At 55.2% G+C, this 24,754-nt stretch carries 24 protein-coding genes and 4 tRNA genes; all 28 read right to left on the minus strand.

Features of this window, described 5'->3' with window-relative positions:
* Positions 1 to 5: 5 nt before the first annotated feature.
* The 28 genes from rpsC to birA all read right to left on the minus strand — a co-directional run bounded on the left by rpsC (position 6) and on the right by birA (position 24,674).
* Complete coding sequence (gene rpsC, locus HU727_RS14630) at positions 6 to 692, minus strand: 30S ribosomal protein S3 (protein WP_003176422.1); 687 nt, start codon at positions 690 to 692, stop codon at positions 6 to 8.
* 13 nt (positions 693 to 705) lie between these two features.
* A complete protein-coding gene (rplV, locus tag HU727_RS14635) occupies positions 706 to 1,038 on the minus strand; it encodes a 50S ribosomal protein L22 (protein ID WP_003103908.1) in 333 nt (110 codons plus the stop codon).
* A gap of 11 nt (positions 1,039 to 1,049) precedes the next feature.
* A complete protein-coding gene (rpsS, locus tag HU727_RS14640) occupies positions 1,050 to 1,325 on the minus strand; it encodes a 30S ribosomal protein S19 (RefSeq protein ID WP_003228731.1) in 276 nt (91 codons plus the stop codon).
* Between the two features lie 16 nt (positions 1,326 to 1,341).
* Positions 1,342 to 2,166, minus strand: a complete 825-nt coding sequence (gene rplB / locus HU727_RS14645; RefSeq protein ID WP_003228734.1) for a 50S ribosomal protein L2 — start codon at positions 2,164 to 2,166, stop codon at positions 1,342 to 1,344.
* Positions 2,167 to 2,180: 14 nt separating this feature from the next.
* Entirely contained in the window at positions 2,181 to 2,480 is a 300-nt protein-coding gene (rplW, locus tag HU727_RS14650; RefSeq protein WP_002555488.1) for a 50S ribosomal protein L23, read from the minus strand.
* Positions 2,477 to 3,079 carry a 50S ribosomal protein L4 gene (rplD, locus tag HU727_RS14655; protein ID WP_003228735.1) on the minus strand — a complete coding sequence of 201 codons (603 nt, stop codon included), beginning with the start codon at positions 3,077 to 3,079 and terminating at the stop codon, positions 2,477 to 2,479. Before rplD ends, rplW begins: the two co-directional genes overlap by 4 nt.
* A gap of 12 nt (positions 3,080 to 3,091) precedes the next feature.
* Positions 3,092 to 3,727: a 50S ribosomal protein L3 gene (rplC, locus tag HU727_RS14660; RefSeq protein ID WP_003228738.1), complete on the minus strand. Its 636-nt coding sequence runs from the start codon at positions 3,725 to 3,727 to the stop codon at positions 3,092 to 3,094.
* An 80-nt stretch (positions 3,728 to 3,807) separates the two neighbouring features.
* Positions 3,808 to 4,119, minus strand: a complete 312-nt coding sequence (gene rpsJ, locus HU727_RS14665; RefSeq protein ID WP_003186070.1) for a 30S ribosomal protein S10 — start codon at positions 4,117 to 4,119, stop codon at positions 3,808 to 3,810.
* A gap of 157 nt (positions 4,120 to 4,276) precedes the next feature.
* Positions 4,277 to 5,470, minus strand: coding sequence for an elongation factor Tu (tuf, locus tag HU727_RS14670; RefSeq protein WP_003176426.1), 1,194 nt, complete (start codon positions 5,468 to 5,470; stop codon positions 4,277 to 4,279).
* 31 nt (positions 5,471 to 5,501) lie between these two features.
* Positions 5,502 to 7,607, minus strand: a complete 2,106-nt coding sequence (fusA, locus tag HU727_RS14675) for an elongation factor G (protein WP_186532288.1) — start codon at positions 7,605 to 7,607, stop codon at positions 5,502 to 5,504.
* 30 nt (positions 7,608 to 7,637) lie between these two features.
* On the minus strand, positions 7,638 to 8,111 hold the full coding sequence (rpsG, locus tag HU727_RS14680; protein ID WP_007916467.1) for a 30S ribosomal protein S7: 474 nt from the start codon (positions 8,109 to 8,111) through the stop codon (positions 7,638 to 7,640).
* Between the two features lie 107 nt (positions 8,112 to 8,218).
* The gene (gene rpsL, locus HU727_RS14685) at positions 8,219 to 8,590 is read right to left on the minus strand and encodes a 30S ribosomal protein S12 (protein WP_003186084.1); all 372 of its coding nucleotides are present in this window, start codon (positions 8,588 to 8,590) and stop codon (positions 8,219 to 8,221) included.
* 216 nt (positions 8,591 to 8,806) lie between these two features.
* On the minus strand, positions 8,807 to 13,006 hold the full coding sequence (rpoC, locus tag HU727_RS14690) for a DNA-directed RNA polymerase subunit beta' (RefSeq protein ID WP_186532287.1): 4,200 nt from the start codon (positions 13,004 to 13,006) through the stop codon (positions 8,807 to 8,809).
* A gap of 64 nt (positions 13,007 to 13,070) precedes the next feature.
* On the minus strand, positions 13,071 to 17,144 hold the full coding sequence (rpoB, locus tag HU727_RS14695) for a DNA-directed RNA polymerase subunit beta (protein ID WP_186532286.1): 4,074 nt from the start codon (positions 17,142 to 17,144) through the stop codon (positions 13,071 to 13,073).
* A gap of 220 nt (positions 17,145 to 17,364) precedes the next feature.
* Entirely contained in the window at positions 17,365 to 17,730 is a 366-nt protein-coding gene (rplL, locus tag HU727_RS14700; RefSeq protein WP_003228750.1) for a 50S ribosomal protein L7/L12, read from the minus strand.
* Positions 17,731 to 17,804: 74 nt separating this feature from the next.
* A complete protein-coding gene (gene rplJ, locus HU727_RS14705) occupies positions 17,805 to 18,305 on the minus strand; it encodes a 50S ribosomal protein L10 (RefSeq protein ID WP_008081912.1) in 501 nt (166 codons plus the stop codon).
* Between the two features lie 197 nt (positions 18,306 to 18,502).
* Entirely contained in the window at positions 18,503 to 19,198 is a 696-nt protein-coding gene (gene rplA / locus HU727_RS14710) for a 50S ribosomal protein L1 (RefSeq protein ID WP_007916481.1), read from the minus strand.
* Positions 19,198 to 19,629, minus strand: a complete 432-nt coding sequence (gene rplK / locus HU727_RS14715; RefSeq protein WP_042561349.1) for a 50S ribosomal protein L11 — start codon at positions 19,627 to 19,629, stop codon at positions 19,198 to 19,200. Before rplK ends, rplA begins: the two co-directional genes overlap by 1 nt.
* A 117-nt stretch (positions 19,630 to 19,746) precedes the next feature.
* A complete protein-coding gene (gene nusG / locus HU727_RS14720) occupies positions 19,747 to 20,280 on the minus strand; it encodes a transcription termination/antitermination protein NusG (protein ID WP_007916492.1) in 534 nt (177 codons plus the stop codon).
* A gap of 9 nt (positions 20,281 to 20,289) precedes the next feature.
* Complete coding sequence (gene secE / locus HU727_RS14725) at positions 20,290 to 20,658, minus strand: preprotein translocase subunit SecE (protein WP_186532285.1); 369 nt, start codon at positions 20,656 to 20,658, stop codon at positions 20,290 to 20,292.
* Positions 20,659 to 20,703: 45 nt separating this feature from the next.
* Positions 20,704 to 20,779, minus strand: a tRNA-Trp gene (locus HU727_RS14730).
* A gap of 53 nt (positions 20,780 to 20,832) precedes the next feature.
* A complete protein-coding gene (gene tuf, locus HU727_RS14735) occupies positions 20,833 to 22,026 on the minus strand; it encodes an elongation factor Tu (RefSeq protein WP_003176426.1) in 1,194 nt (397 codons plus the stop codon).
* An 85-nt stretch (positions 22,027 to 22,111) separates the two neighbouring features.
* Positions 22,112 to 22,187 (minus strand) — tRNA-Thr (locus HU727_RS14740).
* A gap of 26 nt (positions 22,188 to 22,213) precedes the next feature.
* A tRNA-Gly gene (locus tag HU727_RS14745) sits at positions 22,214 to 22,287 on the minus strand.
* A 25-nt stretch (positions 22,288 to 22,312) separates the two neighbouring features.
* Positions 22,313 to 22,397, minus strand: a tRNA-Tyr gene (locus HU727_RS14750).
* A gap of 142 nt (positions 22,398 to 22,539) precedes the next feature.
* Entirely contained in the window at positions 22,540 to 22,971 is a 432-nt protein-coding gene (locus tag HU727_RS14755; protein ID WP_186532284.1) for a hypothetical protein, read from the minus strand.
* A 7-nt stretch (positions 22,972 to 22,978) separates the two neighbouring features.
* Positions 22,979 to 23,731 carry a pantothenate kinase gene (locus HU727_RS14760; protein WP_186532283.1) on the minus strand — a complete coding sequence of 251 codons (753 nt, stop codon included), beginning with the start codon at positions 23,729 to 23,731 and terminating at the stop codon, positions 22,979 to 22,981.
* Positions 23,721 to 24,674 carry a bifunctional biotin--[acetyl-CoA-carboxylase] ligase/biotin operon repressor BirA gene (birA, locus tag HU727_RS14765; protein ID WP_186532282.1) on the minus strand — a complete coding sequence of 318 codons (954 nt, stop codon included), beginning with the start codon at positions 24,672 to 24,674 and terminating at the stop codon, positions 23,721 to 23,723. The genes HU727_RS14760 and birA overlap by 11 nt, the downstream gene beginning before the upstream one ends.
* Positions 24,675 to 24,754 lie beyond the last annotated feature (80 nt).

Consider the following 24,754-nt stretch of genomic DNA (forward strand, 5'->3'; position numbering starts at 1 on the left):
ACCCCTTACTTAGCAGCTTTTTTACGAGGCGCTGGTGCTTGTGGCTTCAGCTCTTCTTGGCGACCACCAATTACTTCGCCTTTGAAGATCCAAACCTTTACACCGATCACACCGTAAGTGGTGTGAGCTTCGTAGTTGGCATAGTCGATGTCGGCACGCAGGGTGTGCAGTGGCACACGACCTTCGCGATACCATTCAGTACGTGCGATTTCAGCACCGCCGAGACGACCGCTCACTTGGATTTTGATGCCTTTGGCACCAATGCGCATGGCGTTCTGTACGGCACGCTTCATAGCGCGACGGAACATTACACGACGCTCCAGCTGCTGAGCTACGCTCTGCGCAACCAGCATACCGTCGAGCTCCGGCTTGCGGATCTCTTCGATATTGATGTGCACAGGCACACCCATTTGCTTGGTCAGGTCCTGACGCAGTTTCTCAACATCTTCACCTTTCTTCCCGATAACGATACCTGGACGAGCGGTGTGGATGGTGATACGTGCAGTTTGTGCCGGACGATGGATATCGATACGGCTTACGGACGCGCTTTTTAGTTTGTCTTGGAGATACTCACGCACTTTCAGATCTGCGAACAAGTAGTCCGCATAAGTCCGACCGTCTGCGTACCAGACGGAGGTGTGCTCCTTGACGATTCCCAGGCGAATGCCAATGGGATGTACTTTCTGACCCATCTCTTCGACTCCGTTACTTGTCAGCAACCTTGACAGTGATATGGCAAGACCGCTTGACGATGCGATCAGCACGGCCTTTGGCACGTGGCATGATGCGCTTCAGCGAACGCCCTTCGTTGACGAAAACAGTGCTGACCTTCAGGTCATCAACGTCTGCGCCTTCGTTATGCTCGGCGTTGGCTACGGCCGACTCCAGCACTTTCTTCATGATCTCGGCGGCTTTCTTACTGCTGAAAGCCAACAGGTTGAGCGCTTCGCCCACCTTCTTCCCGCGGATCTGGTCGGCGACCAAGCGGGCTTTCTGGGCGGAGATTCGAGCGCCCGACAACTTAGCGGCTACTTCCATTTCCTAACCCCTTAACGCTTGGCTTTCTTGTCAGCCACGTGCCCGCGATAAGTGCGGGTACCGGCGAACTCGCCCAGTTTGTGGCCGACCATGTCTTCGTTAACGAGAACTGGGACGTGTTGACGACCGTTGTGTACTGCGATGGTCAGACCGACCATTTGTGGCAGGATCATCGAACGACGCGACCAAGTCTTAATTGGTTTGCGATCGTTCTTTTCCGCCGCCACTTCGATCTTCTTCAGTAGGTGAAGATCAATAAAAGGACCTTTTTTCAGAGAACGTGGCACTGTCGTATCCCTCTATTTACTTGCGACGACGGACGATCATTTTGTCGGTACGCTTATTACCACGAGTCTTCGCGCCCTTAGTCGGGAAGCCCCATGGCGATACCGGATGACGACCACCAGAGGTACGACCTTCACCACCACCATGTGGGTGGTCAACCGGGTTCATGGCAACACCACGAACGGTTGGGCGAACGCCACGCCAGCGCTTGGCACCAGCTTTACCCAGCGAACGCAGGCTGTGCTCGGAGTTCGAGACTTCGCCCAGGGTCGCACGGCATTCAGCCAGGACTTTACGCATCTCACCGGAACGCAGACGCAGGGTCACGTAGACACCTTCACGAGCGATCAACTGAGCCGAAGCACCAGCGGAACGAGCGATCTGCGCACCTTTACCTGGCTTCAATTCGATGCCGTGTACGGTAGAACCGACTGGAATGTTGCGCAGTTGCAGAGCGTTGCCTGGCTTGATTGGAGCCAGAGCGCCTGCGATCAGCTGGTCGCCAGCACTCACGCCTTTAGGGGCGATAATGTAGCGGCGCTCGCCGTCTGCGTAGCAAAGCAGTGCGATGTGAGCAGTACGGTTTGGATCGTATTCGATACGCTCGACAGTGGCGACGATGCCATCTTTGTCGTTGCGACGGAAATCGACCATACGATAATGCTGCTTATGACCACCACCGATGTGACGCGTGGTAATACGGCCATTGTTGTTACGACCACCAGTCTTCGATTTTTTCTCGAGCAGCGGTGCGTGAGGAGCGCCTTTATGCAGCTCCTGGTTGACCACCTTGACCACAAAACGGCGGCCAGGGGAAGTCGGTTTGCATTTAACGATTGCCATGATGCACCCCTTCCTTACTCAGCACTGCTGCTGAAATCGAGATCTTGGCCTGGCTGAAGGGAGATAACTGCCTTCTTCCAGTCATTGCGCTTGCCCAGACCGCGAGCTGTGCGCTTGCTCTTACCCAGAACGTTCAGGGTAGTAACACGCTCAACTTTCACGCTGAACAGGCTTTCGACGGCCTTCTTGATTTCCAGCTTGGTTGCGTCAGTAGCAACCTTGAAAACGAACTGGCCTTTCTTGTCTGCCAGAACCGTAGCCTTCTCGGAAACGTGCGGGCCAAGCAGAACTTTAAATACGCGTTCCTGGTTCATCCCAGCAGCTCCTCGAATTTCTTCACGGCCGACACGGTGATCAACACCTTGTCGTATGCGATCAGACTAACTGGATCGGAACCTTGCACATCACGTACATCTACGTGCGGCAGGTTGCGAGCAGCCAGGTACAGGTTCTGATCAACAGCGTCCGACACGATCAGAACGTCGGTCAGGCTCATGTTGTTCAGTTTGCCCAGCAGATCTTTGGTTTTCGGAGTTTCAACAGCGAAATCCTGAACCACGACCAGACGATCAGTACGCACCAGCTCAGCAAGGATGGAACGCATTGCTGCGCGATACATCTTCTTGTTCAGCTTCTGGGAGTGATCCTGTGGACGAGCTGCGAAAGTGGTACCGCCGCCACGCCAGATTGGGCTACGGATAGTACCGGCACGAGCACGGCCAGTACCTTTCTGACGCCATGGGCGCTTGCCGCCACCACGAACGTCGGAACGGGTCTTCTGCTGCTTGCTACCTTGACGGCCGCCGGCCATGTAGGCCACGACTGCTTGGTGAACCAGCGTCTCGTTGAATTCGCCGCCAAATGTCAGTTCGGAAACTTCGATCGCTTGAGCGTCATTTACATTTAATTGCATGTCAGCTTCCCCTTAACCGCGAGCCTTGGCTGCCGGACGTACAACCAGGTTGCCGCCAGTAGCGCCAGGAACAGCACCCTTGACCAACAACAGATTGCGTTCAGCGTCCACGCGCACTACTTCCAGGGACTGCACGGTCACGCGCTCAGCGCCCATATGACCGGACATTTTTTTGCCCTTGAATACACGACCAGGAGTCTGGCACTGGCCGATAGAGCCTGGGACGCGGTGGGATACGGAGTTACCGTGGGTGTTATCTTGCCCGCGGAAATTCCAACGCTTGATCGTACCCTGGAAGCCTTTACCCTTGGACTGACCGGTTACATCAACCAGTTGACCAGCGGCAAAAATTTCAGCGTTGATCAGATCGCCAGCCTGGTACTCGCCTTCTTCAAGACGGAATTCCATGGTAGTGCGACCAGCGGCAACGTTCGCTTTAGCGAAGTGGCCAGCCTGAGCTGCTGTTACACGCGAAGCACGACGCTCGCCTACAGTGACTTGCACTGCACGATAGCCATCGGTCTCTTCAGTTTTGAACTGGGTGACGCGATTCGGCTCGATCTCAATGACCGTGACCGGAATGGAGACACCTTCTTCGGTGAAAATACGGGTCATACCGCATTTACGACCGACTACACCAATAGTCATGTTGTAAACCTCATGAGTGTACGGGGCTTTCACCCGCTATGGCCGCCCATTTCAGAGCGTTACACGACCAAGACCGAGTCTTAGCCGAGGCTGATCTGCACTTCCACACCGGCCGCAAGATCAAGCTTCATCAGCGCATCAACGGTTTTATCCGTTGGCTGGACGATGTCCAGAACACGCTTATGAGTACGGATCTCGTACTGGTCACGCGCGTCTTTGTTGACGTGCGGGGAAACCAGAACAGTGAACCGCTCTTTACGGGTAGGCAGTGGAATTGGACCACGCACTTGAGCACCAGTACGTTTCGCGGTTTCCACGATTTCCTGGGTTGATTGGTCGATCAGGCGATGGTCAAAAGCCTTCAACCTGATACGGATTTGCTGATTTTGCATTGGATTTCAGACTCCGGCTGCTATTCCCACCGAGCGCAATACGCCCGTTAAAAGGAGGCGCAATTCTATAGACGCCCCTGATAGGTGTCAACCCAATAAAAAAGGCCCCCGCTAAGCGGGGGCCCTCTCAAACATAGAGCTATCTCGGAAGAGATAATTACTCGATGATTTTAGCTACAACACCAGCACCAACGGTACGGCCACCTTCGCGAATAGCGAAACGCAGACCGTCTTCCATTGCGATGGTTTTGATCAGGGTAACAACCATTTTGATGTTGTCGCCCGGCATTACCATCTCAACGCCTTCCGGCAGCTCGCAGTTACCAGTCACGTCAGTAGTACGGAAGTAGAACTGTGGACGGTAGCCTTTGAAGAACGGAGTGTGACGACCGCCTTCTTCTTTGCTCAGAACGTACACTTCAGCTTCGAACTTGGTGTGCGGCTTGACCGAACCTGGCTTGACCAGAACCTGGCCACGCTCAACGTCGTCACGCTTGGTACCACGCAGCAGAACGCCGCAGTTCTCGCCAGCACGACCTTCGTCGAGCAGCTTACGGAACATTTCAACACCGGTGCAGGTGGTGACGGTGGTGTCACGCAGACCAACGATTTCCAGTGGATCCTGAACCTTGACGATACCGCGCTCGATACGACCGGTTACAACAGTACCGCGACCGGAGATCGAGAATACGTCTTCGATTGGCATCAGGAACGGCTTGTCGATAACACGGACTGGATCCGGGATGTAGCTGTCCAGAGTCTCAACCAGTTTACGAACGGACGTGGTGCCCATTTCGTTATCGTCTTTGCCTTCCAGAGCCATACGAGCAGAACCGATGATGATCGGAGTGTCGTCACCTGGGAAGTCGTAAGTGCTCAGCAGATCGCGCACTTCCATCTCAACCAGTTCCAGCAGCTCAGCGTCGTCTACCAGGTCAGCCTTGTTCAGGTAAACCACGATGTACGGAACGCCTACCTGACGGGACAGCAGGATGTGCTCACGGGTTTGTGGCATCGGACCATCAGCGGCCGAGCAAACCAGGATTGCGCCGTCCATCTGGGCAGCACCGGTGATCATGTTCTTCACATAGTCAGCGTGACCTGGGCAGTCAACGTGAGCGTAGTGACGGATCAGCGAGTTGTATTCAACGTGCGCGGTGTTGATGGTGATACCACGAGCTTTTTCTTCTGGCGCGCTGTCGATCTTATCGAAGTCAACGATTGCCGAACCGAATACTTCGGAGCAAACGCGAGTCAGAGCAGCAGTCAGAGTGGTTTTACCGTGGTCAACGTGACCAATGGTGCCAACGTTGACGTGCGGTAGGGAACGATCAAATTTTTCTTTAGCCACGACAATTAACTCCTAGCCTAAAGGGGCTGAATCAGCCTTGTTTTTTGGTTACGGATTCGACGATGTGCGACGGAGCCGTATCGTATTTTTTGAATTCCATAGAGTAGCTTGCGCGACCCTGGGACATGGAACGAACGTCGGTCGCATAACCGAACATCTCACCCAGTGGAACCTCGGCACGGATAACCTTGCCGGACACTGTGTCTTCCATACCCTGGATCATGCCGCGACGACGGTTAAGGTCGCCCATCACATCACCCATATAGTCTTCAGGCGTAACAACCTCTACCGCCATGATCGGCTCGAGCAACTCACCACCACCCTTCTGGGCCAGTTGCTTGGTCGCCATGGAAGCAGCCACTTTAAACGCCATCTCGTTGGAGTCGACGTCGTGGTAAGAACCATCGAACACGGTAGCCTTCAGGCCGATCAGCGGATAGCCGGCAACAACACCGTTCTTCATCTGCTCTTCGATACCCTTCTGGATAGCCGGGATGTATTCCTTAGGAACCACACCACCTACTACTTCGTTCACGAATTGCAGACCTTCCTGACCTTCGTCAGCAGGAGCAAAACGGATCCAGCAGTGACCGAACTGACCACGACCGCCGGACTGGCGAACGAACTTGCCTTCGATTTCGCAGCTCTTCGTGATGCGCTCACGATAGGAAACCTGAGGCTTGCCGATGTTGGCTTCGACGTTGAACTCACGGCGCATCCGGTCAACCAGGATGTCCAGGTGCAGCTCGCCCATGCCGGAGATGATCGTCTGACCAGTCTCTTCATCAGTTTTAACGCGGAAAGAAGGGTCTTCCTGAGCGAGTTTGCCCAGAGCGATACCCATTTTTTCCTGGTCATCCTTGGTCTTAGGCTCTACGGCAACCGAAATAACCGGCTCCGGGAAGTCCATGCGAACCAGAATGATTGGCTTGTCAGCGTTGCAGAGGGTTTCACCAGTGGTGACGTCCTTCATGCCGATCAGGGCCGCGATGTCGCCAGCGCGTACTTCCTTGATCTCTTCACGGGCGTTTGCGTGCATTTGCACCATACGACCCACGCGCTCTTTCTTGCCTTTGACCGAGTTGATCACGCCGTCGCCGGAGTTCAACACGCCCGAGTAAACGCGGACGAAGGTCAAGGTACCCACGAATGGGTCGGTAGCGATCTTGAACGCCAGAGCCGAGAACGGCTCCGCATCGTCTGCGTGACGCTCCAGCTCGACTTCTTCGTTATCCGGGTCAGTACCCTTGATAGCAGGAATGTCGGTTGGCGCAGGCAGGAAGTCGATGACGGCGTCGAGAACCAGGGGAACACCCTTGTTCTTGAAGGACGAACCGCAAACAGCCAGAACGATTTCGCCGGCGATAGTACGCTGACGCAAAGCAGCTTTGATCTCTTCGATCGTCAGCTCTTCGCCTTCCAGGTACTTGTTCATCAGCTCTTCGCTGGCTTCGGCAGCAGCCTCGACCATGTTGTTGCGCCACTCTTCAGCCAGCTCTTGCAGCTCGGCAGGAATGTCCTTGCGAACAGGGACCATACCTTTGTCAGAGTCATTCCAGTAGACAGCTTGCATGTTGATCAGATCAATCTGACCCTGGAAGTTGTCTTCGGAACCGATGGCCAACTGGATCGGCACCGGAGTGTGACCCAGGCGCTGCTTGATCTGAGCGATCACGCGCAGGAAGTTGGCGCCAGCACGGTCCATCTTGTTTACGTAAACAAGACGTGGAACGCCGTATTTGTTGGCTTGACGCCATACGGTTTCCGATTGCGGCTCAACACCCGAAGTACCGCAGAACACAACGACAGCGCCGTCGAGTACGCGCAGGGAACGCTCAACTTCAATGGTGAAGTCTACGTGGCCCGGGGTATCGATTACGTTGAAACGGTGCTCGTGAGAGTACTGCTTCTCGGAACCTTTCCAGAAGGCGGTAATGGCAGCAGAAGTAATGGTAATACCACGCTCCTGCTCCTGAACCATCCAGTCTGTGGTCGCGGCGCCATCATGCACCTCGCCCATTTTGTGACTTTTGCCAGTGTAAAAAAGGACGCGCTCGGTGGTGGTGGTTTTACCAGCATCCACGTGAGCGACGATACCGATGTTACGGTAGCGACTAATCGGAGTAGTACGAGCCATAAAGCCCTCGCAAAATTAGTGAAGCTAAAATTAGAAGCGGTAGTGCGAGAAAGCTTTGTTGGCTTCGGCCATACGGTGCACGTCTTCACGCTTCTTAACAGCAGCACCTTTACCTTCAGCAGCATCCAGCAGCTCGCCAGCCAAACGCAGAGCCATAGACTTTTCGCCACGCTTGCGCGCGAAGTCTACCAACCAGCGCATTGCCAGAGCGTTACGACGGGAAGGACGAACCTCAACCGGAACCTGGTAAGTAGCACCACCAACGCGGCGCGACTTCACTTCGACCAGCGGAGCGATGGCGTCGAGTGCTTTTTCGAAGAGTTCCAGGGGATCGGTGCCAGCCTTACGGGTCGCAACGGTTTCCAGGGCACCATAAACGATACGTTCGGCAACGGCTTTCTTGCCGCTTTCCATAACGTGGTTCATGAATTTGGCGAGGATCTGGCTTCCGTATTTCGGATCGTCCAGAATCTCACGCTTTGCTGCTACGCGACGTCTTGGCATGATAAGCCCTCAAGCGGTCTTCAGGTTAGCTCGGGACAGCTCCAATGGATGCGTGCCCGACCTTACTCTTATCGACTCAATAAAATGAAAATCTGCAAAACGGCCGATTACTTCGGACGCTTGGTACCGTACTTCGAACGACCCTGGTTACGACCTTTAACGCCGGAAGTATCCAAAGAACCGCGAACGGTGTGGTAACGAACACCTGGCAAGTCTTTTACACGGCCGCCACGAATCAGTACGACGCTGTGCTCTTGCAGGTTGTGGCCTTCACCGCCGATGTACGAGGAAACCTCGAAACCGTTGGTCAGGCGCACACGGCATACTTTACGCAGTGCCGAGTTAGGTTTTTTCGGCGTGGTGGTGTACACACGGGTGCACACGCCACGACGTTGCGGGCAGTTCTGCAGCGCAGGTACGTCGGATTTCTCGACGATACGCTTACGCGGCTGACGTACCAGCTGGTTGATAGTTGCCATCTACTAGCTCCACTGTTGTCTTGCGACGCTATTGTCTTGCAAGAAAAGCAAAATGGCAGGAACGAATTCCCGCCAAATTTAGGGGATCAAGAGTCTAAAGAGGATCTTGGCCCCAGTCAAGGCAAGGCCCCGACCTCCCCGCCCATCAAACCTCGACTAAATGTCTCGATTCGATGAACGGAGCGATCAGGGCCTTACGCTCATTTATCGCAGAACTCAGTTACCGCTCGAGTTCAGCGCTTCGGTCAGTGCAGCTTCCACTTCACTGGCGCTTACGCGCAACGGCTTGTCTGCTTCACGACGACGCTTGCGCTCGCTGTGATAGGCAAGGCCGGTACCGGCCGGGATCAGACGACCCACAACCACGTTTTCTTTCAGGCCGCGCAGGTAATCGCGCTTGCCGGTGACTGCCGCTTCGGTCAGTACGCGGGTGGTTTCCTGGAAGGAAGCCGCCGAGATGAACGATTCGGTGGACAACGACGCCTTGGTGATACCCAACAGAACGCGAGTGTACTTGGAGACAAACTTGTCTTCCGCGCCCAGACGCTCGTTTTCTACCAGTACGTGAGTCAGTTCCATCTGGTCGCCCTTGATGAAACTGGAATCGCCGGATTCAGCGATCTCAACTTTACGCAGCATCTGACGCAGGATGGTCTCGATGTGCTTGTCGTTGATCTTCACGCCCTGCAGGCGATACACGTCCTGGATCTCGTTGACGATGTACTTGGCCAGCGCGCTTACACCCAGCAGACGCAAGATGTCGTGCGGATCGCTTGGGCCGTCGGAGATAACTTCGCCGCGGTTTACCTGTTCGCCTTCAAACACGTTCAGGTGACGCCACTTCGGAATCAGCTCTTCGTACGGATCGCTACCGTCGTTCGGGGTAATCACCAGACGGCGCTTGCCTTTGGTTTCCTTACCGAACGCGATGGTGCCGCTGACTTCAGCCAGAATCGACGCTTCTTTCGGACGACGGGCTTCGAACAAGTCGGCAACACGCGGCAGACCACCGGTGATGTCACGTGTCTTCGAAGTTTCTTGCGGAATACGAGCGATAACATCACCGATCGCAATCTTCGCACCATCCGCAACACCGACCAGGGCGTTGGCTGGCAGGAAGTACTGAGCGATAACGTCAGTGCCTGGCAGCAACAGATCCTTGCCGTTGTCGTCGACCATCTTCACTGCAGGACGGATTTCCTTGCCGGCAGCCGGACGATCTTTCGCGTCGAGTACTTCAATGTTGGTCATACCGGTCAATTCGTCAGTCTGACGCTTGATCGTGATGCCTTCTTCCATGCCCACGTAGGTCACGGTACCTTTCATTTCGGTAACGATCGGGTGAGTGTGCGGATCCCACTTGGCCACGATTGCGCCAGCGTCGACCTTGTCACCTTCTTTAACCGAAATCACGGCACCGTACGGCAGCTTGTAACGCTCGCGCTCACGACCGAAGTCATCAGCGATTGCCAGCTCACCGGAACGGGACACAGCCACCAGGTGACCATCCACTCGTTCAACGTGCTTCAGGTTGTGCAGTCGGACGGTACCGCCATTCTTCACCTGAACGCTGTCAGCTGCGGAAGTACGGCTTGCCGCACCACCGATGTGGAACGTACGCATCGTCAGCTGGGTACCCGGCTCACCGATGGACTGGGCAGCGATAACGCCGACCGCTTCACCGATGTTCACCTGGTGACCACGAGCCAGATCACGGCCGTAGCACTTGGCGCAAATGCCGTAGCGGGTTTCGCAGCTGATCGGCGAACGCACGATCACTTCGTCGATGCTGTTCAGCTCGATGAACTCGACCCACTTCTCGTCTACCAGAGTACCGGCGGGAACGATGACGTCCTCGGTGCCTGGCTTGAACACGTCACGAGCGATAACACGACCCAATACGCGCTCACCCAACGGCTCTACAACGTCACCGCCTTCAATGTGCGGAGTCATCAGCAGACCGTGTTCGGTGCCGCAATCGATCTCGGTTACAACCAGATCCTGCGCCACGTCTACCAGACGACGAGTCAGGTAACCGGAGTTCGCAGTCTTCAACGCGGTATCCGCCAGACCTTTACGAGCACCGTGAGTCGAGATGAAGTACTGAAGTACGCTCAAACCTTCACGGAAGTTCGCAGTAATCGGCGTTTCAATGATGGAACCGTCCGGCTTGGCCATCAGACCACGCATACCGGCCAGCTGACGAATCTGTGCTGCGGAACCCCGCGCACCCGAGTCGGCCATCATGTACATCGAGTTGAAAGACTCTTGGTCGACTTCAACACCGTGACGGTCGATGACTTTCTCTTTCGAGAGGTTGGCCATCATCGCCTTGGAAACTTCGTCGTTCGCTTTCGACCAGAGGTCGATCACTTTGTTGTACTTCTCGCCCTGGGTTACCAGGCCGGAGGCGTACTGGCTCTCGATCTCTTTCACTTCGTCGGTGGCGGCACCGATGATGCGGGCTTTTTCATCCGGGATAACGAAGTCGTTAACACCGATGGAAACGCCGGAAATGGTCGAGTAAGCGAAACCGGTGTACATCAACTGGTCAGCGAAGATCACAGTCTCTTTCAAACCAACCACGCGGTAGCACTGGTTGATGAGCTTGGAGATCGCCTTTTTCTTCATCGGCAGGTTGACGACGTCGAAGGACAGGCCAGGTGGAACAACCTGGAACAACAGCGCACGGCCGACAGTGGTGTCGACGATACGAGTGTTCTTGACGCTGCCACCATCACGATCGTTGACGGTTTCGTTGATCCGCACTTTAACCTTGGCGTGCAGTGCGGCTTCGCCAGCACGGAACACACGGTCAACTTCCTGCAGATCCGCGAACACACGACCTTCGCCCTTGGCGTTGATCGCTTCACGGGTCATGTAGTACAGACCCAATACAACGTCCTGCGACGGAACGATGATTGGCTCACCGTTGGCTGGCGACAGAATGTTGTTGGTCGACATCATCAACGCACGCGCTTCGAGCTGGGCTTCCAGCGTCAGCGGTACGTGCACGGCCATTTGGTCGCCGTCGAAGTCGGCGTTGTACGCGGCGCAGACCAGAGGGTGCAGCTGGATAGCCTTACCTTCGATCAGTACCGGTTCAAACGCCTGGATGCCCAGACGGTGAAGGGTCGGTGCACGGTTGAGAAGAACCGGGTGTTCACGAATCACTTCAGCGAGAACGTCCCAAACCTCTGGCAATTCGCGCTCGACCATTTTCTTGGCCGCTTTGATGGTAGTCGCGAGACCACGCATTTCCAGCTTGCCGAAAATGAACGGCTTGAACAGCTCGAGAGCCATTTTCTTCGGCAGGCCGCACTGATGCAGACGCAGGGTCGGGCCTACGGTAATTACCGAACGACCAGAGTAGTCAACACGCTTACCGAGCAAGTTCTGACGGAAACGACCCTGCTTACCCTTGATCATGTCAGCCAGGGATTTCAGAGGACGCTTGTTGGAACCAGTGATGGCGCGGCCACGACGACCGTTGTCGAGCAGTGCATCGACCGCTTCCTGCAACATACGCTTTTCGTTGCGCACGATGATGTCCGGAGCGGACAGGTCCAGCAGGCGCTTCAAACGGTTGTTACGGTTGATCACTCGACGATACAGATCGTTGAGGTCGGAAGTCGCGAAGCGACCGCCATCCAGCGGGACCAGTGGACGCAGATCTGGCGGCAGAACCGGCAGAACCGTCAGCACCATCCACTCTGGCAGGTTGCCGGAACCCTGGAAGGCTTCCATCAACTTCAGGCGCTTGGACAGCTTCTTGATCTTGGTTTCGGAGTTGGTTTGCGGAATTTCTTCGCGCAGACGGCCAATCTCGTGCTCCAGGTCGATAGCGTGCAGCAGTTCGCGGACGGCTTCAGCACCCATGCGGGCGTCGAAATCGTCACCGAACTCTTCCAGCGCTTCGAAATACTGCTCGTCGTTCAGCAGCTGACCTTTTTCAAGGGTGGTCATGCCTGGATCGATAACGACGTAGCTCTCGAAATAGAGAACACGTTCGATATCACGCAGGGTCATGTCCATCAGCAGGCCGATACGGGACGGCAGCGATTTCAGGAACCAGATGTGGGCAACCGGCGAAGCCAGTTCGATGTGCGCCATGCGCTCACGACGAACCTTGGCCAGTGCAACTTCAACGCCGCACTTCTCGCAGATCACACCACGGTGCTTCAAGCGCTTGTACTTACCGCACAGGCACTCGTAATCCTTTACCGGGCCAAAGATCTTGGCGCAGAACAGACCGTCACGCTCAGGTTTGAACGTACGGTAGTTGATGGTTTCCGGTTTTTTAACTTCACCGAACGACCACGAACGGATCATCTCCGGCGAGGCCAATCCGATACGGATGGCGTCGAACTCTTCGACTTGACCCTGGTTTTTCAGCAAATTCAGTAGGTCTTTCAAGGCCTTTCCTCCTGGCGGAGCAGAGAGCGGGCAATCCTGCCCCGCTCTCGATTCGCGTCACGTGTTATTCGGTTTCCAGATCGATATCGATGCCGAGGGAACGAATTTCCTTGATCAACACGTTGAAGGACTCGGGCATGCCCGGCTCCATACGGTGATCGCCATCCACGATGTTTTTGTACATCTTGGTACGGCCGTTCACATCGTCCGACTTCACTGTGAGCATTTCTTGCAGAGTGTAAGCAGCACCGTATGCTTCCAGTGCCCAGACCTCCATCTCCCCGAAACGCTGACCACCGAACTGCGCCTTACCACCCAGCGGCTGCTGGGTAACCAGGCTGTACGAACCGGTAGAACGCGCGTGCATCTTGTCGTCTACCAAGTGGTTCAGCTTCAGCATGTACATGTAGCCAACGGTAACTGGACGCTCGAACTTGTTGCCGGTACGGCCGTCGGTCAGCTGCATCTGGCCGCTTTCCGGCAGGTCTGCCAGTTTCAGCATGGCCTTGATTTCGCTTTCCTTGGCGCCGTCGAACACCGGGGTGGCCATTGGAACGCCGCCACGCAGGTTGTTCGCCAGATCCAGGATCTCCTGATCGGAGAAGCTGTCCAGGTCTTCGTTACGACCGCCGATCTGGTTGTAGATCTCGTCCAGGAATGTACGCAGTTCAGCGACTTTACGCTGCTCTTCGACCATCCGGTTGATCTTCTCGCCCAGACCTTTGGCCGCGAGGCCCAGGTGGGTTTCAAGGATCTGACCGACGTTCATACGCGAAGGTACGCCCAGCGGGTTGAGGACAACGTCGACCGGGGTGCCATTGGCATCGTGCGGCATGTCTTCAACCGGCATGATCACGGAGACCACACCCTTGTTACCGTGACGACCGGCCATCTTGTCGCCCGGCTGGATGCGACGACGGATTGCCAGGTAAACCTTGACGATCTTCAACACGCCTGGAGCCAGGTCATCGCCCTGCTGCAGTTTGCGCTTCTTGTCTTCGAACTTGTCGTCCAGCAGACGGCGGCGATCAACGATATAGGCCTGAGCCTTCTCGAGCTGCTCGTTCAGAGCATCTTCAGCCATGCGCAGTTTGAACCACTGGCCGTGCTCAAGACCGTCGAGCACTTCGTCGGTGATGTCCTGACCTTTCTTCAGACCTGCGCCGCCTTCAGCCTTGTGGCCTACCAGAGCGGAACGCAGACGTTCGAAAGTAGCGCCTTCAACGATACGGAACTCTTCGTTCAGGTCCTTGCGGATCTCGTCCAGCTGGGACTTCTCGATCGACAGTGCACGGGCATCACGCTCAACGCCGTCACGAGTGAAGACCTGTACGTCGATGACAGTACCTTTGGTGCCGGTTGGCACGCGCAGGGAGGTGTCTTTAACGTCGCTGGCTTTTTCACCGAAGATTGCACGCAGCAGTTTTTCTTCCGGAGTCAGTTGAGTCTCGCCTTTCGGAGTGACCTTACCGACCAGGATGTCGCCTGCGCCAACTTCAGCACCTACGTAAACGATACCGGCTTCGTCCAGCTTGTTCAGCGCAGCTTCACCCACGTTAGGGATGTCCGCAGTGATTTCCTCTGGGCCAAGCTTGGTGTCACGCGCCACACAGGTCAGCTCCTGAATGTGGATCGTGGTGAAGCGGTCTTCCTGAACAACACGCTCGGACAGGCAGATGGAGTCTTCGAAGTTGAAGCCGTTCCATGCCATGAACGCGATGCGCATGTTCTGACCCAGCGCCAGTTCACCCATGTCGGTGGACGGGCCGTCGGCCATGATGTCGCTGCGCTGAACGCGATCACCCTTGCGCACCAGCGGACGCTGGTTGATGCAGGTGTTCTGGTTCGAGCGGGTGTACTTGGTCAGGTTGTAGATGTCGACACCAGCTTCGCCGGTTTCAACTTCATCATCTGCAACGCGAACCACGATACGACTGGCATCGACGGAGTCGATCACGCCGCCACGACGAGCCACGACGCAAACGCCGGAGTCACGGGCTACGTTACGTTCCATGCCGGTACCCACCAGCGGCTTGTCAGCGCGCAGGGTTGGTACAGCCTGACGCTGCATGTTCGAACCCATCAACGCACGGTTGGCGTCGTCGTGCTCGAGGAACGGAATCAGCGACGCTGCAACCGACACAACCTGCTTCGGCGAAACGTCCATCAAGGTGACGTCTTCCGGCGCCTTGACGGTGAATTCGTTCAGGTGACGCACTGCCACCAGTTCGTCGATCAGGACTTTCTGGTCGTTCATGGTCGCCGAAGCCTGCGCGATCACGTGATCGGCTTCTTCGATAGCGGACAGGAACACGATCTCGTCCGTGACCACACCCTCTTTCACCACGCGGTACGGGCTTTCCAGGAAGCCGTACTGGTTGGTGCGGGCGTACGCAGCCAGGGAGTTGATCAAACCAATGTTCGGACCTTCCGGCGTTTCAATCGGGCATACACGACCGTAGTGAGTCGGGTGTACGTCACGGACTTCAAAGCCTGCGCGCTCACGCGTCAGACCACCAGGGCCGAGTGCAGAGACGCGACGCTTGTGAGTGATCTCGGACAGCGGGTTGTTCTGGTCCATGAACTGCGACAGCTGGCTGGAACCGAAGAACTCTTTCACTGCCGCAGCCACTGGCTTGGCGTTGATCAGGTCTTGCGGCATCAGGCCTTCGCTTTCGGCCATCGACAGACGCTCTTTGACCGCACGCTCAACACGTACCAGGCCAACGCGGAACTGGTTCTCGGCCATTTCGCCTACGCAGCGAACACGACGGTTACCCAGGTGGTCGATGTCATCGACGATGCCTTTACCGTTACGGATGTCGACCAGAGTCTTCAATACCGCGACGATGTCTTCCTTGCACAGCACGCCCGAACCTTCGATCTCGGTACGACCGATACGACGGTTGAACTTCATCCGGCCGACCGCAGACAGGTCATAGCGCTCAGGGCTGAAGAACAGGTTGTTGAACAGGGTTTCGGCAGCGTCTTTGGTTGGCGGCTCGCCTGGACGCATCATGCGATAGATCTCGACCAGCGCTTCCAATTGGTTGCTGGTGGAGTCGATCTTCAGTGTGTCGGAGACGAACGGACCGCAGTCGATATCGTTGGTGTACAGCGTTTCGATACGAACAACACCCGACTTGGCAATTTTTGCCAGAACTTCAGTGTTCAGTTCGGTGTTGCACTCAGCCAGGATTTCGCCGGTAGCCGGGTGCACGATGACCTTGGCGGTGGTGCGACCCAGGACGTAGTCCAACGGCACATCCAGCGTCTTGATGCCGGCTTTTTCGATCTGGTTGATGTGGCGCGCAGTAATACGACGGCCAGCTTCAACAATGACCTTGCCTTTTTCATCCTGGATGTCCAGAACGGCAATTTCACCACGCAGACGCGATGCAATCAGTTCCAGGCTGAGGGTTTCGCCGCTCAGGTGGAATACGTTGGTGGTGTAGAACGCGTCCAAGACTTCTTCAGTGGTATAACCGAGCGCGCGCAGCAGCACGGAGGCTGGCAGCTTGCGACGACGGTCGATACGCACGAACACGCAGTCTTTCGGGTCGAACTCGAAGTCCAGCCACGAACCGCGGTAAGGGATGATGCGTGCGGAGTACAGCAGTTTGCCGGAGCTATGCGTCTTGCCGCGGTCGTGGTCGAAGAACACGCCCGGGGAACGGTGCAGCTGGGAAACGATTACACGCTCGGTACCGTTGATTACGAAGGTACCGTTCTCAGTCATCAGGGGAATTTCACCCATGTAGACTTCTTGCTCTTTGATGTCCTTGATCGCTTTGTTCGACGATTCTTTGTCGAAAATGATCAGGCGCACTTTTACCCGCAAAGGTACGGCGAAAGTTACACCGCGCAATACGCATTCTTTGACATCAAATGCCGGTTCGCCCAGGCGATAACCGACGTACTCCAGCGCAGCATTGCCGGAGTAGCTGATGATCGGGAAAACGGATTTGAAGGCCGCATGCAGGCCCACGTCGCGGAACTGATCTTTAGTCGCTCCCGCTTGCAAGAATTCACGATACGAATCCAGCTGGATGGCCAGGAGGTACGGCACATCCATGACGTCCGGCAACTTGCTAAAGTCCTTGCGGATACGTTTTTTCTCAGTATATGAGTAAGCCATCAGCGTTCCCCAGCTTGGTCACCTGCTTGTTTGGCCCCTCCCGACGGGAGCAGCCAGAAAATCGTGCAAACCCCATGGTTTGCGCCACCGCATCGGGTGGTTACAGCTCGTTATCAGCGCCGACCCAGTCGGCTGCCAATAACGGAAAAAGGCCGGTGGCAAGAGCCACCAGCCATCAGCCTGTCGCTTGACGCTCGGGCTGGAGGAGCAAAGTCGATGCTTACTTCAGCTCGACTTTAGCGCCTGCTTCTTCCAGCTTCTTCTTGGCGTCTTCAGCCGCTTCTTTCGAAACGCCTTCAGCTACAACCTGAGGAGCGCCGTCTACTTTCTCTTTGGCTTCTTTCAGGCCCAGACCAGTCAGTTCACGAACTGCCTTGATCACGTTAACCTTCTTCTCGCCAGCTTCCAGCAGAACAACGTTGAACTCGGTTTGCTCTTCAACTACAGCGGCAGCAGCAGCTGGACCAGCCGAAGCGGCAGCAGCGGTAACGCCGAAGGTTTCTTCCATCGCTTTGATCAGCTCAACGATTTCCACTACGGATTTCTGGCCGATTGCTTCGATGATTTGTTCGTTAGTCAGAGACATGACTCAATTCCTGAATTGGGGGACGGCCTACGCGACCATCGAAATAAACAAAAAACGCGAGAAACTGACGAGCCTTAGGCTGCAGCAGCTTCTTTCTGGTCGCGAATTGCCGCCAGAGTACGAGCCAACTTGCTGGTAGCGCCTTGAATCACGCTCATCAGCTGAGAAATTGCTTCGTCACGGGTCGGCAGAGTTGCCAGTACGTCGATCTGATTAGCTGCGAGGAACTTGCCCTCGAACGCAGCTGCCTTGATCTCGAACTTGTCCTGACCCTTGGCAAACTCTTTGAAGATACGGGCAGCAGCGCCCGGATGTTCGTTCGAGAATGCAATCAGGGTCGGGCCGGTGAACACGTCGTTGAGGACACTGTATTGAGTGTCAGCAACAGCGCGCTTGAGCAGGGTATTACGTACAACACGTACGTAAACGCCAGCTTCACGAGCCTCTTTACGGAGTCCGGTCATTGCGCCTACTGTTACGCCACGTGCATCAACCACGACAGCGGACAGAGCGACTTTGGCAGCCTCGTTGACTTCAGCGACGATGGCCTTCTTGTCTTCGAGATTAATTGCCACGGGTTTAACTCCTGCTTGTTACCGTTTCATTCGATCGGAACCGAATGTCGTTTTGGTGTCTGATTCGGTAAGGAACCGGGAGCACCATCTGCGTAGGCTTTTGGTTTAAGGCTTGCGCCGCCTACGGTCTTGGATAGCCCCCGCCAGGCAGGGACCCCAATCTTTCAAATTGGCGCGCAAACGCGCCAACTTTTGTCTTATGCGTCCAGCGAGCTCTGATCGATAACCAGACCTGGGCCCATGGTGGTGCTCAGGGTAACGCGCTTGACGTAGATGCCTTTCGAGGAAGCTGGCTTGATACGCTTCAGGTCAGCGATCAGTGCTTCAACGTTTTCCTTCAGCTTGACGGCATCGAAGCCCATCTTGCCAACGGAAGTGTGGATGATGCCGTTCTTGTCGGTGCGATAGCGAACCTGACCAGCCTTGGCATTCTTGACGGCAGTAGCCACGTCAGGAGTTACGGTGCCGACCTTCGGGTTAGGCATCAGGCCACGCGGGCCGAGGATCTGACCCAACTGACCTACAACGCGCATGGCATCCGGGGATGCGATCACTACGTCATAGTTCAGGTCGCCGCCTTTCATTTCGGCAGCCAGATCGTCCATACCTACACGGTCAGCGCCGGCAGCCAGAGCGGCCTCGGCAGCTGGACCCTGGGTGAACACAGCAACGCGAACAGTCTTGCCAGTGCCGTGTGGCAGCACAGTAGCGCTACGAACAACCTGGTCGGATTTACGCGGGTCTACACCCAGGTTTACAGCAACGTCGAACGACTCGCTGAACTTGACAGTCGACAGCTCAGCCAGCAGAGCAGCAGCGTCTACAATGTTGTAGGCCTTGCCTGCTTCGATTTTGCCGGCGATAGCCTTTTGACGCTTGGTCAGCTTAGCCATTACACACCCTCCACGTTAAGGCCCATGCTACGAGCAGAACCGGCGATAGTACGCACGGCTGCATCCATATCAGCTGCAGTCAGATCCGCGTTTTTGGTTTTCGCGATCTCTTCCAGCTGAGCACGGGTAACAGTGCCAACCTTAACGGTGTTCGGACGAGCGGAACCGCTGGTCAGACCGGCCGCCTTCTTCAGCAGAACCGATGCAGGGGTGGATTTGGTTTCGAAAGTGAAGCTGCGGTCGCTGTAGACAGTGATGATCACTGGAGTCGGCAGGCCTGCTTCAATACCCTGGGTACGGGCGTTGAAAGCCTTGCAGAATTCCATGATGTTCACGCCGTGCTGACCCAAAGCAGGGCCAACCGGTGGACTTGGGTTAGCCTGAGCGGCCTTCACTTGCAGCTTGATGTAAGCGGTAATCTTCTTGGCCATGAGGCACTCCAATTACGGGTTCGAACGCCTCGAAAGGCTCCCCGGTTACTTGCGCGTTTATCCCAGTGACGACAAAACCCCACAGCCTATGGCTGCGGGGTTGGGATGCTTGCCCAGTTAGACCTTTTCGACCTGACTGAACTCCAACTCCACCGGAGTAGAGCGTCCGAAAATGAGCACTGCCACCTGGATCCGGCTCTTCTCGTAGTTAACTTCTTCAACAACCCCGTTGAAATCAGCGAATGGGCCGTCATTGACTCGAACTGTTTCGCCTGGCTCGAAGAGAGTCTTCGGCTTCGGCTTGTCGCTACCATCAGCAACACGACGCAGAATCGCTTCTGCCTCTTTATCTGTGATTGGCGCAGGCTTGTCAGCAGTACCACCGATAAAGCCCATCACCCGAGGAGTATCCTTGACCAAGTGCCAAGTACCCTCGTTCATATCCATCTGTACCAGCACATAGCCTGGAAAGAACTTGCGTTCGCTTTTGCGCTTCTGGCCATTACGCATTTCAACCACTTCTTCAGTGGGAACCAGAATTTCGCCGAAGCCATCTTCCATGCCAGCCAGCTTTACTCGCTCAACGAGCGAGCGCATGACATGCTTCTCGTAACCCGAGTAAGCATGCACAACGTACCAACGCTTAGCCACGGGACACCCTTAGCCGACAATCAAGGAAACAAGCCAGCCGAGCAGGGAATCAAGCCCCCACAACAGCAACGCCATAACCAGAACAACAGCCACCACAATAAGGGTGGTCTGCGTGGTTTCTTGGCGAGTTGGCCACACGACTTTACGAATCTCGGTGCGAGCTTCCTTAACCAGTACAAAGAAAGACTTGCCCTTCGCTGTTTGCAGGCCTACAAAGGCAGCTACAGCAGCAATGGCGAGCAAAGCGAGTACACGGTACAGGATCGGCGATGCAGCGTAATACTGATTGCCAACAACGCCAACCACCACCAAAGCAACTACTACAAGCCACTTGAGCAGATCGAAGCGAGAGCTTTGTGCTTCAGCCTTAGGAGTCATCTATGAAGATCCTGTGAAAAGAAAGCCAGACACACCAAGTGAATCTGGCAGGTCAGGAGGGAATCGAACCCCCAACCTACGGTTTTGGAGACCGTCGCTCTGCCAATTGAGCTACTGACCTAAAACAAAATCAGGCCGACCATTATGCCGGCCCGAAAAATACATTACAACCGCTTATTCGATGATTTTAGCTACGACGCCAGCACCAACGGTACGACCACCTTCGCGAATAGCGAAACGCAGACCATCTTCCATTGCGATGGTTTTGATCAGGGTAACAACCATTTTGATGTTGTCGCCCGGCATTACCATCTCAACGCCTTCCGGCAGTTCGCAGTTACCAGTCACGTCAGTAGTACGGAAGTAGAACTGTGGACGGTAGCCTTTGAAGAACGGAGTGTGACGACCGCCTTCTTCTTTGCTCAGAACGTACACTTCAGCTTCGAACTTGGTGTGCGGCTTGACCGAACCTGGCTTGACCAGAACCTGGCCACGCTCAACGTCGTCACGCTTGGTACCACGCAGCAGAACGCCGCAGTTCTCGCCAGCACGACCTTCGTCGAGCAGCTTACGGAACATTTCAACACCGGTGCAGGTGGTGACGGTGGTGTCACGCAGACCAACGATTTCCAGTGGATCCTGAACCTTGACGATACCGCGCTCGATACGACCGGTTACAACAGTACCGCGACCGGAGATCGAGAATACGTCTTCGATTGGCATCAGGAACGGCTTGTCGATAACACGGACTGGATCCGGGATGTAGCTGTCCAGAGTCTCAACCAGTTTACGAACGGACGTGGTGCCCATTTCGTTATCGTCTTTGCCTTCCAGAGCCATACGAGCAGAACCGATGATGATCGGAGTGTCGTCACCTGGGAAGTCGTAAGTGCTCAGCAGATCGCGCACTTCCATCTCAACCAGTTCCAGCAGCTCAGCGTCGTCTACCAGGTCAGCCTTGTTCAGGTAAACCACGATGTACGGAACGCCTACCTGACGGGACAGCAGGATGTGCTCACGGGTTTGTGGCATCGGACCATCAGCGGCCGAGCAAACCAGGATTGCGCCGTCCATCTGGGCAGCACCGGTGATCATGTTCTTCACATAGTCAGCGTGACCTGGGCAGTCAACGTGAGCGTAGTGACGGATCAGCGAGTTGTATTCAACGTGCGCGGTGTTGATGGTGATACCACGAGCTTTTTCTTCTGGCGCGCTGTCGATCTTGTCGAAGTCAACGATTGCCGAACCGAATACTTCGGAGCAAACGCGAGTCAGAGCAGCAGTCAGAGTGGTTTTACCGTGGTCAACGTGACCAATGGTCCCTACGTTGACGTGGGGCAGGGAACGATCAAATTTTTCCTTAGCCATCGATATCACCCTCAAACAGAAGAATTAGACAAACAATATCAACCATTAAAACAAAGGCAGATATTTTCATATCTGCCTCGTTATATGGAGCTCTTGAGCGGATTTGAACCGCTGACCTCACCCTTACCAAGGGTGTGCTCTACCAACTGAGCTACAAGAGCAAAACCCTTTGCACAACCTGCAAACTTGGAGCGGGTAGCGGGAATCGAACCCGCATCATCAGCTTGGAAGGCTGAGGTTCTACCACTAAACTATACCCGCGGAGCCTGCAGCTCACGCTTAAATCTGGTGGAGGGAGAAGGATTCGAACCTTCGAAGTCGTAGACGTCAGATTTACAGTCTGATCCCTTTGGCCGCTCGGGAACCCCTCCTAATCAGGCCGGCATTCTATATCATGCCAAACCCCTGTCAAGCATTTTCTCATTTAAAAACCTGAGGTTAGCTGCGTTGACACGCTTCACTTTGAAATCCGGTTAGGGGCTTCGCTGTGGAGCGGGCGCCATTCTATGCAAACTATTCAGCAGGTGCAACCCCTTCGCACAGCATTATTTTACGTTTTAACTCGTTGAATTCCTTCGAAAGGTTTTGCAACTGTTGATCGCCCAACAAACGCTGTCCCTCGGGTGCAACTGCCAACCAGTAACCGCTTCCCGCAGCATCTTTAGGCGCGGATTGCACAGCGACCCTCATCGACAACAGACGCTGCCGAAGCCTCGCAATTGAATCCTCATCAGTAAACCCACCAAGGAACAGGCATTCCTGACGCGGCGCACCCTCTCCTCTACGCCTGTCGCCGGCGGTCTCGCTCAACAGACGAATATCCTGCTGCGAACCGCGATACAGGCTTAGAGGCGTTACATCTTTGGCACGCAAGGGTGCTTCCTGCTGATGCCAGACATAGTAAAAAACGTTGAGAACAATGAGTAACAGGAACAACCAACGCATATGAACCTCAAGACAAAGGACACGCCATGGCCAAGCCGACAAAAACCAAGTCAGGCACAACCCTGGCCTCAGGCGCGACACCCCTCACCAACTCGGCATCCCCCCCAGTAATGAAAACGGTGAAGTCGTCTCCCCAATAAGCGCGAGCGAGTTCCACTTGAGTAAGTACGAACCCTCTCAACATGAAAGAGCAGCCTCGCTCTACAGCCTCAACGGTAGTCCTTCCGGGCACATGAGCGGAAAGCGCACGCTCTGCCGCCTCATCTCCGTAGCGAATTTTACGGGTATGGGTGCGCAACTGATTTCGCATCAAAGGCATACCAGGACAAATAAACCCTCCGAGATGCTCCCCGCCCGCCGCAACAAAATCAGCGGTGACCGCAGTACCGAAATCGAGAATCAGGCAAGAACTACCGCCAGCCAAGTGAAAGCCACCGAGCATCGCCAACCAGCGATCGAGTCCAAGCCGCTCGTAGTCTTCATAGCCGTTTCGAACGCCGGACATTTCGCGGGCAGGTTTCGCACCTACGACAGCAATACCGAACTCGCGCTCAATAAGCTCAATTAGTGCGCCGGTTTCCTCAGTCGTCCTGACACTCACCAAACGGCAGTTGCCTAATGAGAGCGGTGTTATGATTCGCAACCTTTCGATCAGGGCGTGATTGGAATCTACAACCCCTTCCGAGACCACAGCGCTTGCCAAGGCATCCAGCACGCGCCATTTTATAAAGCTGTTGCCGCAGTCAAGCTCAAGAATCATTACGCAACCTCAGACTGAGCTCTCCGCCACTAAACACTTTCTCAACACCGTCAACACTCAAGCGCAACCCGCCTTGATTATCAATGCCGAGCACAATTCCAGCTATATGGCTGCTGCCTGCAATCAACGAAACAGAGCGCCCCTGCCACAGGTGATTTTCCGCCCATTCCGCCTGGAGACTTGCGAAGCCACTAGCCTGGTGCTTATGAATGTACGCGCCAAGTTGATTACTCAACTCAACCACCAGAGCATTGCGATCACAGGCTTTACCGGACTCCAGCCTAATAGAAGTCCATTGCTGATCGACCTCTTCAGCAATCTGCATATTCACGTTGATCCCGATACCCAGCACAACATGACAGACATCCGCTGGATCTCCGACGAGCTCGAGCAAGATGCCGGCGATCTTTTTGTTTCCCACCAAAACATCGTTGGGCCACTTCAAGCCCGCACTCGGCACACCCGAACTTCGCAAAGCCTGCATTACGGCCAGGCCTACAACAAGGCTCAGCCCTTCAAGCTGACGCATCCCACCACCAATACGAAGGACGAGACTGTAGTAAAGATTCTCCGCAAACGGGCTCACCCATTTCCGACCTCGACGGCCACGCCCCGCGACCTGTCGCTCAGCCAGCACCAAAAACGGCGCGCTTACCCCATCACCGATGGATCGCAAAGCCTCGGCATTTGTCGAATCAATAGAATCGAAGACAGTCACAGGCCATTGAGGTGCCTTTCTGGCTATTTCCTGAGAATCAAGCAGGGTCAAAGGCGTAGATAACTGGTATCCCCGACCGCGAACTTTATGGATCGACAGGCCAAGCTCAGCTTCAAGATGCTGCAGCTGTTTCCATACAGCACTTCGGCTTATTCCCAGGGCCGCACCCAGGTCCTGCCCGGAGTGGAATCGCCCATCCTTCAGAAGGTTCAACAACGTCAACATGCAGGTTTCGCCTCACAATGAGGCCCGAATGATAGCTATGCCCCGGGCCGTTGCATAGAAATCAAGCGGACACATTTCTC

It is taken from the genome of Pseudomonas khorasanensis, assembly GCF_014268505.2.
Lineage (GTDB): Bacteria > Pseudomonadota > Gammaproteobacteria > Pseudomonadales > Pseudomonadaceae > Aquipseudomonas > Aquipseudomonas khorasanensis.

Excerpts from the sequence above, each read along its gene's own strand:
- rplL (WP_003228750.1), bottom strand. The coding sequence starts at position 17,730 with ATGTCTCTGACTAACGAACAAATCATCGAAGCAATCGGCCAGAAATCC.
- rpsJ (WP_003186070.1), bottom strand. The coding sequence starts at position 4,119 with ATGCAAAATCAGCAAATCCGTATCAGGTTGAAGGCTTTTGACCATCGC.
- rplK (WP_042561349.1), bottom strand. The coding sequence starts at position 19,629 with ATGGCCAAGAAGATTACCGCTTACATCAAGCTGCAAGTGAAGGCCGCT.
- rplV (WP_003103908.1), bottom strand. The coding sequence starts at position 1,038 with ATGGAAGTAGCCGCTAAGTTGTCGGGCGCTCGAATCTCCGCCCAGAAA.
- rpoB (WP_186532286.1), bottom strand. The coding sequence starts at position 17,144 with ATGGCTTACTCATATACTGAGAAAAAACGTATCCGCAAGGACTTTAGC.
- rpsL (WP_003186084.1), bottom strand. The coding sequence starts at position 8,590 with ATGGCAACTATCAACCAGCTGGTACGTCAGCCGCGTAAGCGTATCGTC.
- rplW (WP_002555488.1), bottom strand. The coding sequence starts at position 2,480 with ATGAACCAGGAACGCGTATTTAAAGTTCTGCTTGGCCCGCACGTTTCC.
- rplD (WP_003228735.1), bottom strand. The coding sequence starts at position 3,079 with ATGCAATTAAATGTAAATGACGCTCAAGCGATCGAAGTTTCCGAACTG.
- rplA (WP_007916481.1), bottom strand. The coding sequence starts at position 19,198 with ATGGCTAAGCTGACCAAGCGTCAAAAGGCTATCGCCGGCAAAATCGAA.
- rplB (WP_003228734.1), bottom strand. The coding sequence starts at position 2,166 with ATGGCAATCGTTAAATGCAAACCGACTTCCCCTGGCCGCCGTTTTGTG.
- rpsG (WP_007916467.1), bottom strand. The coding sequence starts at position 8,111 with ATGCCAAGACGTCGCGTAGCAGCAAAGCGTGAGATTCTGGACGATCCG.
- HU727_RS14760 (WP_186532283.1), bottom strand. The coding sequence starts at position 23,731 with ATGATTCTTGAGCTTGACTGCGGCAACAGCTTTATAAAATGGCGCGTG.
- fusA (WP_186532288.1), bottom strand. The coding sequence starts at position 7,607 with ATGGCTCGTACTACTCCGATTAGTCGCTACCGTAACATCGGTATCGTC.
- birA (WP_186532282.1), bottom strand. The coding sequence starts at position 24,674 with ATGTTGACGTTGTTGAACCTTCTGAAGGATGGGCGATTCCACTCCGGG.
- tuf (WP_003176426.1), bottom strand. The coding sequence starts at position 22,026 with ATGGCTAAGGAAAAATTTGATCGTTCCCTGCCCCACGTCAACGTAGGG.
- rplC (WP_003228738.1), bottom strand. The coding sequence starts at position 3,727 with ATGACTATTGGTGTAGTCGGTCGTAAATGCGGTATGACCCGTATTTTC.
- HU727_RS14755 (WP_186532284.1), bottom strand. The coding sequence starts at position 22,971 with ATGCGTTGGTTGTTCCTGTTACTCATTGTTCTCAACGTTTTTTACTAT.
- secE (WP_186532285.1), bottom strand. The coding sequence starts at position 20,658 with ATGACTCCTAAGGCTGAAGCACAAAGCTCTCGCTTCGATCTGCTCAAG.
- rpsC (WP_003176422.1), bottom strand. The coding sequence starts at position 692 with ATGGGTCAGAAAGTACATCCCATTGGCATTCGCCTGGGAATCGTCAAG.